Raw genomic sequence first — 11,830 nt, 5'->3', positions numbered from 1 at the left:
CAAAAACCTGATCGCTTTCTGTAATAACATTATCTAACGCAAGTTTGTAGGTAAGACCTGAACAACCACCGCCATCAACACCTACGCGAATAAATGTTCCTTCGGGGCTATTTTCGTATTTTATTAAACTTAGCGCATGTTGTTTTGCATTTTCTGAAACTGTTATCATTTTGTTTAGGTATTTAGTTATAATAATTAGTTTTTATTCTCTAGGTTAATTGTTATTTCCTCAAATAAACTTTGGAAAGTACATGCAGCTTCCTTTTCACTATTCGATAAATCTGCCAGTGTTATCTTATCCAGTAGTTTGTCAATAGTAGATTGTACCATTGTCCAAAGTGAACGAATAGAACAATCAACAGAATTAGTGCACAGTTTTATTACTCCCACATGATTGGCGCAAAATTCTTCATCAAACAAACGTCCACCTAAAGCTTTCAAAATATCGTTCACCGTAATATCGACAGCCGGTCTGGCAAGTATATATCCCCCAACATGTCCTTTGGTACTATTAATCAAACCCTCCATACGAAGTATCCGGGTTAATTTGGCAACATGGGGTTGTGATAACCCTTCCGCATCACTAAGCTGAGGAATGCTTAAGCCAGTCTTATCCTTACACTTTGCAATTCGCACCAATATTCTTAAACCATACTCGTCCTGTGCTGTTATTTTCATGATTCCTTGATCAATTTTATAGCGATTAAGATAAAACTTCGGAACAAATATACGCATTGATTTTTTATTTATACTAAAAAGTATATAATAACTTGTACGAAAAAGTATAAACATCATTCAATATAATCTTTACTGTTACCACCAATTGAAATTTGTGGAAACGGTAAATAAGACTACAGGGATAAATGGCAAGAGTGGTGTCAGGAAAATCATTGCGGTTCGTACCCATATGTTGGACTACAAAGATTTCAATTAATTTTACCATCTTCATTCTTCATTACGATGTATGAACCCCTCAACTAAAGCCGACACCGTTTTTCTGGATAAGCTCAGGCAGGAAGTGGAGAACAACCTGACCAACGAACAATTCGGTGTTGAAGAGTTGTCGAAGAATATCGGAATGAGCCGCTCTCAACTTCATCGCAAGCTCAATGCAGTAACACATCAATCCGTAAGTCAGTTTATTCGCGAATATCGTTTGGCAAGAGGAATGGAGTTGCTCCGGCAAGGTGAACTCCGGGCTGCTGAAGTGGCAGAGCATATCGGCTTTGGTAGTGCTACCTATTTCAATAAATGCTTTAGTGATTATTATGGCTTTCCTCCTGGAGAAGTGAAGAACAGACCGGTTGAAGTACACCCACCCCCACTTAGAGAAGAACAAAACAAGATACAACCATCACTATCTAAGCGCGGTGTAGTACTGATTACCGTGATCGGTGCTATCGGTATCATCTTATTCATCACTTTCGCGTACCGAACTTTCTTTACCAACACTAAAAATCAGACGACTGATAAATCCATTGCCATTTTGCCGTTTAAAAATCTTAGTTCCGATCATCGTAATGAATATTTCAGTGAAGGCGTTATCGAAGCGATCCGAACAGGCCTCTCACATGTAAATGAACTCCGTATTATCTCCAGAACATCGGTCGAACAATATCGACAGACCAATAAACGTGCACGCGATATCGCACACGAGTTAGGCGTGTCTGCATTATTGGAGGGAAGTATTCAACGTGATGGTAACAAAGTGCGGATTGAAGTCAGGCTTGTGGATGGAGAAACCGAAGCGCTCGTCTGGGCCACAACCTACAATCGTGAACTAAAAGATATTTTTGCCATACAGAATGAAATCGCTCAACAGGTAGCCGCTGAACTCAACGCAAAGTTATCGCCGGAAGAAAAATCAAAATTATCAAAGATAGACACGGATAATCCGAAAGCGTATGATCTTTACCTGAAAGCAAAATACCAGTTTCGCACCTATACAAACAAAGGCGCACACAACTCCATCGACTTGTTAACAGAGGCTATTCGGCTCGACTCCAATTTTTCTAGAGCGTATGCTTTCCTGGCTCACAGTTACCTTGGCCTCGCAACCATTTGGGGGGCAGAGTTGAGTGCCATTAATGCTTTGGAAAAAGGCAAGCCCTTAATTGATAAAGCCATGGCACTTGATCCAGGGCTTGATGAAGGCCATATGTTTTTAGGATTTTATAAAGTGTATCACGATTGGGATTTTGAGGGTGCAGAAAAAGAATACAAGCTTGGCATCGTCAATGATCATCCGGATGCGCTGGCATTATATATAGACTATCTCAATTTCATATCGCGGCACAAAGAAGCTGTAAAGTATGCAGACTATTTGAACGAGATAGATCCTTACTACCCCAACAGTCGAATTGTTCTATCCTATTTTTATTCAAACCGGCTTTCAGAAGCTTTTGAATTTTCGGAGTCTCGAATCCAAACATTTAGTAATTATTATACGTTCGACTCACACGGCTTTCTATTGTTGCAACTAAAACGATACGACGAAGCCATTACCTATTTCAACAAAACCATAGCACTTGAGGGGATCCGGTATCCACGGATGCTCGGCTGGATGGGAGCTGCATATGCGAAATCAGGAAGACCAGAAGAAGCACGGAAAATTATCCGGGAGCTTTCTCAGCGGTTATTGAAAAGAGACATGGGCTCCATTACGTTCTTTATCGCGGCTATTCATTCCGCACTCAATGACAAAGAGGAAGCTTTGAAATGGCTTCAAGCTGCTTATGATGCGCATGATATGGAAATGCCCTGGCTCATGACCGAGCCGCAATTTTATAATCTTCATAAAGAACCACAGTTCATCTTACTGGCCCAAAAGATGGGTTTTAAATAACCAACTTTTCACGTCCCCCGTGCCTAATGAAACACCCTAGTGTTGTATTCTTCCATTTTATACAACCCTGTTTTAAGCTTTAAAAAAAAGTTTAAACTATTTGCAACACCCGTTAAACGCAAATATCCTCTCATACAACCATCTTTGATCACCACAAACAGCAGCGTGATTTACATAATGCTGCTTTCATTTCAATCATTATTAAATAAACAATCTCTTATGAAAAAAGCAGCATTCCTCCTGTACGGTCTAATCAGTTACGTGATTTTCTTTGCAACGTTCTGTTATGCAATCGGCTTTGTCAGCGCACTATTGGTGCCCAAGCACATTGATAGTCTGCCGCAAGAACCTCTTGGTTATGCGTTTCTGGTAAATGCCCTATTACTTTCCATTTTTGCTGTTCAACACAGTGTTATGGCGCGGCCTGCGTTTAAGCGCTGGTGGACTAAGTTCGTTCCTCAGCCGATTGAACGAAGTACCTATGTCTTATTAGCGAGCCTCTGCCTGATCCTGCTTTTCTGGTATTGGCAGCCCATGGGTGGAGTGATCTGGGAAGCGAAATCGGCAAGCCTATCACTTTTACTCCAAATACTTTGTCTACTGGGTTTTGGTGTTGTATTAATCAGCACTTTTCTGATCAATCACTTTGATTTGTTTGGCTTGCGCCAGGTGTGGTTTTATGCTTCGGGAATAGAATATCAAGACCTTCCTTTCCGAACACCTTTCTTTTACAAGTATGTTCGCCATCCGCTATACCTTGGTTTTATGATTGCTTTCTGGGCAACACCATTGATGACGGCCGCTCATTTATTTTTTGCCGTGATGACGACAGTATATATGCTCACTGCAATACGGTTTGAGGAAAATGACCTCGTGAAGCATTTTGGTGTAAAGTATTTGGAGTACAAAAAATCGGCACCGATGCTGATCCCCTTTACAAAAGCATCGCAAGCAAAAGAGAAGAATGAGGCTTCCATGATTACAGACGGAGAAATAACACCGTAGAATTAGTCATGATAAATGAAAGCGAGAACAAAATGCATTCTTGTACTCCTGGCTTTCCTGAGTGATGCCAGTATAGGCTACTCACGCCCTACAAACCAAAAATACATGATCAAAATAAAAAATGTTGTTGCAATATGCCTGATGCTTCAGACGCAAAGGATTGCCGCTCAAACGGATTCCATGAGTCACAAACTGGAGCTTAGCGGCGTTGTTATTTTAACGTCTAACGGCATTTCCCAAATACCGGCGTATTCTTTAGACGAGCCTGCTATATCGGCCTTTTTTTTCTTAAAACTAAAAAGATTTAGTTACGAGCCGGATATAAATTACGGTATTAACGGCAGACCCTGGGGTATGGGAAACTCTTTCATGTATTTGGTTACAGACAAAAAGAAACTAAAGTTCAAATCGGGTTTAGCCCTCGGTCTTGCGTTTTCGTACCCCGAAGTACTACAAGGCGGAGAAATGGTCAAAATAAATAAGTCTGAACGATACTTAATTGCTAAACTCATTCCATCGTATTTGATTTCAAAAAAAACTACGCTCAGTTTAATTTACTGGAATGCCAAGAATCTTGAACAAAAATCAATAAACTCGATCAACTTTTTATCCGCTGTTTTAAACATTTCAAACGTTTTTGTAGGCCAAAGGATGTATTGCAGTATTTCGCCCCAGATTTTTTATTTGGATGTTGATGGGGAGGATGGTTTATTTTTTTCCCCAACGGCGGCATTTGGAATTAAAAAAATTCCCTTGTATTTAACAAGTCAGATTAACACGACCTTATATTCGAATATGACTTCAGACCCTGGTTTTAAATGGAACCTGTCACTAAATTATAAATTCCCTTTCTCCAAATGAATTTTCCATATGTTGGATATTGTTGCACACATCCGATTTTCCTTCAACGCTATATCCCGCCACGTTTAGCTCGAGCTATAAATCAAGTATGAATAGAGAAATATGATCAAACAAAAGGCAGGGAGAACTACGCCAGGCGACTGCATTCATTTGAATATTAATTTAACTAGCTTTGGATTAGTCACCAATAAAGCGATAATGAAAAGAAGAACGTTCGTCAAACAAACTGCTCTTGGGCTAGCAGGTACAGGCTTTTCCTCAGTTTTTCCGCGAACAGCCATTTCCAGAACTGTAGCCCCTTCTGATAAAATTAATATAGCATTGATTGGAACACGAAACATGGGCTTCGGCATACTAAAGAATGCGCTGAGTTTCCCTGATGTTAACTGCGTTGCGATGTGTGATATCGATTCAAACCTTCTGAATGAACGCGCTCAGGAAGTAACAAAGAATTTTCAGTTTAAACCTAAATTATATAAAGACTTCAGGAAACTGCTCGAAAACAGAAATATTGATGCGGTTATTGTAGGTACGCCCGACCACTGGCACTGCCTGAATACAATCTATGCCTGCCAGGCAGATAAAGATGTATATGTCGAAAAACCGATGGCAAATACCATAGGCGAGTGCAACATTATGCTTAGGGCTGCAAAGCGATACAAGCGCATCATTCAGGTTGGACAACAACAACGAAGCGCCCCGATATTTCAAAAAGCGATGGAACTCATTAAGGGAGGAGAACTTGGAAAGCTGCGCAAAGTAAACATTTGGGCAAACTTTAAGTACGGAGTAGGTCCGCAGGTGGTGCCTGATACGCCGGTGCCCCCTGGAGTTGACTTTGACATGTGGCTCGGCCCGGCACCGCTAAGAAGCTTTAATCCCAACCGCTTTCACGGAAATTGGAGACATTTCTGGGATTACGGAGGTGGTTTAATGTCTGACTGGGGAGTACATCTGATAGACATGGCGTTGTGGTCGAGAGAGATCGTTGAAGGGCCGAAAGAAGCGCTTACTTTTGGAACAAACTCCAGCTCCGAAGTAAGGATGCGTGAAACGTTCGATACCATGTCGATTACCTATCCAAAAAATGATTTTGTTATCAATTACGATCTCACTGCCGGTGTGGAGCGAGGTCCGTATGACAAACCTTATGGGCTTGCTTTTATAGGAGATAACGCCACTTTAGTAGTGAACCGCGAGTATCTTGAGGTTTTCCCGGAGTGGGATGGGGAAAAGAAAGTCCGAAAGGCCTCCACGTTTAAAATGACCGGACAGGATGAGGGCCATCGCTTACATACACGAAATTTTCTTGACTGTATAAAATCAAGAAGCACCCCTAATTGCCCACCAGAGTATGGACGGGCTGCAGCCTTACACGTTCATACTGCAAACATTTCTGCCAGAATAGGTCAGCCTCATTTGCTGTGGAATGATCAGAAAAACGAGTTCACGAACAGTGCGGAAGCCAATGCCTTGATTACTCCGCATTACAGAAGCCCATGGACGCTTCCTTCGATATAAATTTATGTCAATATCAAGACGATTTCATTACTTAAGATTTGTTTCCTATTGTATTTTGAACTTCTCTGAGACGGTAACCCGCTCCCAATTGTCTGTTCTGAACGGAACTGTTGGCAAACCTTCTGTATTGTAAAGGTTATTGTCGCTAAGATCATCAAACCATCCAAACCGAACCGCTATCGGAGCTGTAACATCATCCGCATAAACGATTACTTTATTACCCTGTAAATATGCCTTCGCATAACAATATTTTTGGTCAGCGCCTGAAATTTCAAAACCTTTCAGATATCCATATTTATCTTTAGTCATCAATCCGGACCCGATGTTAGTAAACGAAATAGTGACTTTGTTTCCCTCAGTTTTCATCGACTGATACATTGGGCCGCTGCCAACTGTATTTTTTTTGTAAGTTCCGCTAAGCGCAGCCAGAGCAAGGCGAAGACCTACATCTTGCTTGTTGCGTGGATGGATGTCTTTTACTTCTCCAACATCCGATGTTACAGCCATGCCCGTATTGGGAAGTGAGAGTGTAAGCGTCTGTGCTTCGCGAAGTTCGGCCCACCGGTATCCTGATTGTTTATCGCTGCTGCCACCCGCATCAAAACTAGCCAGTTGCACAAAATAAAAGGGAAAATCTCCTTGTTTCCATTGCTTGCGCCAGTCGTTGATCATTAATGGAAAGGATTGGCGGTATTGCCAGGCCCGGCCTGCATTTGATTCGCCCTGATACCATATTGCTCCCTGAATCGCAAATGGAATAAGTGGGTACAACATGGCATTGTATAACAAAGAAGGGTATTCATTGGGACCAAGAGTCAAAGCCGATATATCTTTTGCTAATGTGGCTGATTTTATCCTTGCCAGTGAGTCCATGTTTAACGAAGGCATAGAAGCGATCATGCTTTTAAATTCTTCGCTACCTTGAAATGCTTCCCGACTGGTCCATGTCTCAATATGTGTGCCTCCCCAGGAAGTATTTATCAAGCCGATCGGAACTTTCAACTCCTGATATAACTTACGGGCAAAGAAGTATGCTACTGCAGAAAACTTTCCCGCATTTCTAGGTTCAGCCACTTCCCAGCTTCCACCCTTAATGTCTTTTTGAGGCATGCTGCTTACTGCTTTAGTTACCGTGATGTGCCTTATTTGCGGGTAATTTGCATTCGAAATTTCCTGATTAGCGTTATTAGAAGCGCTTAATGGCCATTCCATATTAGATTGCCCGCTACAGATCCAAACTTCTCCAATCAATACATTTGAAAACGTAATGGTATTATTCGCTTGAATAGTTAGGGAGAACGGTCCGCCTGCATTCTCAGGCGAGAGCTTAACCATCCAATTGCCTTTTCGATCGGCTTTAACAGTCTTCTTTTGCGTATTTAATGATACCACGATGGTTTCATTTGCTTTTGCCCAACCCCAAACGGGAATTGGTTTGTTGCGCTGAAGTACCATATCATTGCCAAAAATCCCTGGCATGGTAACATTAGCGTTTGCACCAAGAAATGCAAATAACGCAATCAGGAAAGAGTAAATTAGTTTCATTGATTAGGATTTATGGTGAATACTTCACACGGTATATTTGATAATTGATCATTGATTAGTTCAAAGGCGGACGGTTGGTTCCGTTTAATTTCGCTGATGCTACATCGATATTATTATTATTGTTGTACTTTAACAAAGCTATCAATATTCATCTTTTTTCTGTAAAGTATCAGTAGCAAGCGTCCTTACAACATACCCGCCGGAATCTATTCTGGTTTTAGGAAACATCCCTTCCAACACAGACCAGTATCTTCGGTTAACCTGCGTTTGATACAGATATAGAAATCTCAACTGCTTTAGTCCTTGCAACTGCTTTAGGCCCTCTTCAGTAACCTTTGTCCCAACCAAATTGAGTGTATTCAACCGAGATAAGGTTTTGAGCGAAGCTAAACCCTGGTCTGTTATTAACGTATTATTTAAGTGCAGAACGGTAAGTCCGGTACACTGGCCTATAATTGTAAGAGATGCATCAGTTACAGGTGCACGGCCAAGTTTTAACCATATTAATTGTTCTTTTAATGGGAGCAATAAACGTAAGTCCGCATCCGTAATTTCGGTAGATGTAACAAAACTAGCCATCAGGTAATTACTGTTTTTGGCCACTGGCAATATGACAACGCCTCTGGCATCTAAAGCGGTAAGTAACTTATTATCGGCAGCTTCAACGGTTTTTTGGGGAATAGTTGCGAGCGCTTCCTTTTTCGGTGCAGCACTTTGTAAAGCGAGTAGATACAAGTTAATTTTTTCGGTTTGTGGTAAGTCTTTGACTTTCTTATCAAAACTTGCTCCCTGATCAATCCACCAGGCAATCATGGCGATTTGCTTTTCGTCCAACTGTGGTTTTTCTTTCGGAGCCATATGCTTTTTGTCTTCAGCGGGAAGAAGCAAGCGTTTTACTAATTCACTCTCATCGGCTTTGCCAGGCACAATATTTACACCTTTCTTTCCGCCTTTCATTAAAGATGCTGGGCTATCCATGCGAAAACCGCCTTTTTGCTTATTAGGGCCGTGGCAGCCATAGCATTTTGTTGTCAGCATAGGCTGGATCACGGCTGCGTAAGCGTTGGCCTCCTGTACATTGGCAATTGGCTTTATTATACCCGACGTATCAGCAGAAGCTGTGAGCGAAAAACTCAGGTAATCGGCACCATGGGTTAATGAGCCCCCCAAATGGCCTGTAACACCAATTAAAATAAATAAAGCGAGACCTAATACTTTTTGAGATATTTTGAAGGTCGAATAAGCAACCTGTACATACAGAAAAACAGAAACGGCTAATACACCCAATCCCATCCACATGTGCCAATCGATCAGATCGCCATCGTAATCGCCACTGTTGGACAACAAATACCCGGTAACACAAGCTGCAAATGCAGATAAAACTCCGAACAGAACGACCACTTTTAACAAGGGCAGAGAAATTGAATACTGTTCTTTCTCAGATAACCAGATAAGTAAAATTGCAACGAATAAGACGCCAATGGGTAAATGAACTAATACGGGATGAAAACGGCCTGGAAATTCTATTAGGGAAGATAACACGATAAGGATTAATTAAGAACTGTAACGATTGCGAAGAAGCTTAAGCATGTGTACGTTAATTGCCCACTGATCTGCCAGCGGCTGGCGGGTATAAGGCATCGCCGGCATATAGTCGACCGGACCGAATTCAGTTAGAAAAGTAATGCCTTTGCCATCCTTTCTTTTCATCTCCACTACTTTATCCCACCAGGCAAAATGCGCTTTAACGGCATGTTCCCATTCGGGCGCACGCGGATCATTCACCTGAGGTCCCTCTGCATGACCAATTCTTGCATGAATGTGATCGGTTCGGCTAAGTGCGAGATTGACTGTATCAGCCTGGTCAGCTAAAAAAGACTCGCTTACAGTACACCAGTGCGACAAGTCGGCTGTTAGCCTCAATTCCGGATTTTTAAGAATGAATTCTTTTGCCACAGGTGCAGAATATAACATTCTCGACCGGTGGGTTTCATGACAGATGAGTAAACCTGATTGTTTAGCAACAGAAGTTGTAAGATCAATAAAGCGTTTATTCTCCTCAAAACTAAAATAATCCCGACCAGAGTGACAATTAATATATAAAGGTTTTTGATTCTTGTTAAAGGCTGTGGCATTCAGAGCTCCGCTAAAACTCTCCAGATGCTCTTTAGCGTTGCTTTGGTTTCCTCCACATAAAAAACCAACGTCTAAACTGTATTTCGTTAGTGCCGTAAAAAGCTCATTTTGCTTACCTATACTTCCTGGCCACCAAACCTCAATGCCATCATAACCCTCTTTCTTAACTTTGTCGCAGAAGCTATCCATACTTCCGTCAAAGCCCCAATTAGTAGCCAATATTTTCAGATCAAAATTCTTATCAGGAATGAATTCAGGCTTAGAATCTTCTGCAAGTACGTCGAGTTTAGCGAGCAGCAAGCTTGTGCTTGCTGCAAGGCTTGTTTTAAGAAAAGTTCTCCTGCTGTCGGGTTTAGTCATTAATTAGTTGTGTTAATTTAACTGACAATGTCTTGTATTACTTTTCCGGAAACATCCGTCAATCTGAACGGCCTTCCCTGGAAATCAAATATAAATTTCTCATGATCAAAACCCAATTGGTTCAGCACAGTAGCTTGAATGTCGTGAGGAGTTACTTTTCCATTAATCGTGTAATACCCAATTTCGTCTGTTTCACCATAGGTAACACCTTTTCGGATGCCGCCACCAGCCATCCACATGGTGCTTGCTTCCACATGATGGTCCCTCCCCTTAAATGGGTTAGGTTTCCCGTCACGGTTCTCCATCATTGGTGTTCTGCCAAATTCTCCTCCCCAAACCACCAGCGTATCTTCCAGTAAGCCTCTTTGTTTCAGATCTAAAATTAAAGCTGTTATGGGCTTATCAACTTCGCGGGCTTTGTTAACCAAGCCAACATCAATAGACAAATTTGAAGCTGTTCCGTGTGTATCCCAACCCCAATCATAAAGCTGCACAAAACGAACGCCTTTTTCTACTAATTTCCGCGCCAGCAAAACATTATTTGCAAAACAGGCTTTACCGGGCTGAGTGCCATACATCTCATGGATATATTGAGGCTCATCATTAATATTCATTACTTCAGGAACTGAGATCTGCATTTTATACGCCATCTCATATTGAGATACGCGGGAAAGGATTTCCGGATCTGCGTACTCCTTGTACTCTTCTTCGTTTACCTGATTGATCGCATTGATGGAGGCTTTGCGTAAATCGCGATCCATTCCCTCCGGATCTTTTATGAACAATACTGGCTCACCTTCGCTTCGGCATTGAACGCCCTGGTAAACTGAAGGCAGGAAGCCACTGCCCCAAACGCTTTTTCCTGCATCGGGAAATTTACCACCCGAAGTAAGCACTACGAAGCCGGGTAAATTTTGATTTTCGGTTCCTAATCCGTAAGTCACCCAGGCACCCATACTCGGCCGACCTAAACGCGCTCCGCCAGTTTGCATAAGCAATTGAGCTGGTCCGTGGTTAAACTGATCCGTAGTTACCCCCTTTAAGATACTTACTTCATCAACAATGGTCGAAAAGTGCGGCAATAATTCGCTTACCCAGGTTCGGCTTTCGCCATACTGTGCAAATTTTGCCTGCGGCCCCATCATTTTAGGCACACCCTGAATAAAGGCGAAGCGCTTCCCTTCTAACAAGGACTTCGGACAAAGTTGTCCGTCAAGTTTCATTAGCTCCGGCTTGTAATCGAAAAGCTCCAGTTGCGATGGCGCACCAGCCATGTGTAAATAAATGACGCTTTTGGCCCTTCCGGGAAACATAGGCATTTTGGGTGCCAGCGGGTGTGCCGGATCGAAGGCATTGGGATTAGAAGATTCGCTGGCGCCAAAGCCACAGCTCCCGATTAGAGAACCCAAAGCCAGCGCCCCAAAACCCATCGCACTTTCTTTCAGAAAATGTCGCCTTGTTACTTGCCGTATTGCTGCAGCTTGTGCCTCTTCTACCAGCCGCTGATTATAAAGTTCGTTCCTGGTCATTCAATTATCTCCATCTACTATCTTGAAT

At 42.1% G+C, this 11,830-nt stretch carries 9 protein-coding genes; 4 read left to right on the top strand and 5 right to left on the bottom strand.

Annotation, left to right across the window (positions count from 1 at the left end; translation table 11 throughout):
- Positions 1–195 precede the first annotated feature (195 nt).
- On the bottom strand, positions 196–735 hold the full coding sequence (locus ACLL8Z_RS04085; protein ID WP_411273485.1) for an RrF2 family transcriptional regulator: 540 nt from the start codon (positions 733–735) through the stop codon (positions 196–198).
- Positions 736–964: 229 nt separating this feature from the next.
- Between ACLL8Z_RS04085 and ACLL8Z_RS04080 the strand changes: the two genes are divergently transcribed.
- The 4 genes from ACLL8Z_RS04080 to ACLL8Z_RS04065 all read left to right on the top strand — a co-directional run bounded on the left by ACLL8Z_RS04080 (position 965) and on the right by ACLL8Z_RS04065 (position 6,232).
- The gene (locus ACLL8Z_RS04080; RefSeq protein WP_411273484.1) at positions 965–2,845 is read left to right on the top strand and encodes a helix-turn-helix domain-containing protein; all 1,881 of its coding nucleotides are present in this window, start codon (positions 965–967) and stop codon (positions 2,843–2,845) included.
- Between the two features lie 219 nt (positions 2,846–3,064).
- Positions 3,065–3,850 carry a methanethiol S-methyltransferase gene (gene mddA, locus ACLL8Z_RS04075; protein WP_411273483.1) on the top strand — a complete coding sequence of 262 codons (786 nt, stop codon included), beginning with the start codon at positions 3,065–3,067 and terminating at the stop codon, positions 3,848–3,850.
- A 15-nt stretch (positions 3,851–3,865) separates the two neighbouring features.
- The gene (locus ACLL8Z_RS04070; protein ID WP_411273482.1) at positions 3,866–4,711 is read left to right on the top strand and encodes a hypothetical protein; all 846 of its coding nucleotides are present in this window, start codon (positions 3,866–3,868) and stop codon (positions 4,709–4,711) included.
- Positions 4,712–4,909: 198 nt separating this feature from the next.
- Positions 4,910–6,232, top strand: coding sequence for a Gfo/Idh/MocA family protein (locus tag ACLL8Z_RS04065; RefSeq protein WP_411273481.1), 1,323 nt, complete (start codon positions 4,910–4,912; stop codon positions 6,230–6,232).
- Positions 6,233–6,277: 45 nt separating this feature from the next.
- On the opposite strand, the gene ACLL8Z_RS04060 is transcribed toward ACLL8Z_RS04065, so the two are convergent.
- The 4 genes from ACLL8Z_RS04060 to ACLL8Z_RS04045 form a co-directional block, all read right to left on the bottom strand.
- Complete coding sequence (locus ACLL8Z_RS04060) at positions 6,278–7,777, bottom strand: sialate O-acetylesterase (RefSeq protein ID WP_411273480.1); 1,500 nt, start codon at positions 7,775–7,777, stop codon at positions 6,278–6,280.
- Between the two features lie 141 nt (positions 7,778–7,918).
- Complete coding sequence (locus ACLL8Z_RS04055) at positions 7,919–9,319, bottom strand: c-type cytochrome domain-containing protein (protein WP_411273479.1); 1,401 nt, start codon at positions 9,317–9,319, stop codon at positions 7,919–7,921.
- Positions 9,320–9,331: 12 nt separating this feature from the next.
- The gene (locus tag ACLL8Z_RS04050; protein ID WP_411273478.1) at positions 9,332–10,273 is read right to left on the bottom strand and encodes a sugar phosphate isomerase/epimerase family protein; all 942 of its coding nucleotides are present in this window, start codon (positions 10,271–10,273) and stop codon (positions 9,332–9,334) included.
- A 17-nt stretch (positions 10,274–10,290) separates the two neighbouring features.
- On the bottom strand, positions 10,291–11,802 hold the full coding sequence (locus ACLL8Z_RS04045; RefSeq protein ID WP_411273477.1) for a DUF1501 domain-containing protein: 1,512 nt from the start codon (positions 11,800–11,802) through the stop codon (positions 10,291–10,293).
- Positions 11,803–11,830: the final 28 nt, after the last annotated feature.

This window comes from Daejeonella sp. (genome assembly GCF_046590655.1).
In the GTDB taxonomy this organism is placed as follows: domain Bacteria; phylum Bacteroidota; class Bacteroidia; order Sphingobacteriales; family Sphingobacteriaceae; genus Daejeonella.
The sequence above is the reverse complement of the archived record's forward strand: the minus strand, read 5'-3'. Positions and strand labels throughout refer to the sequence as shown.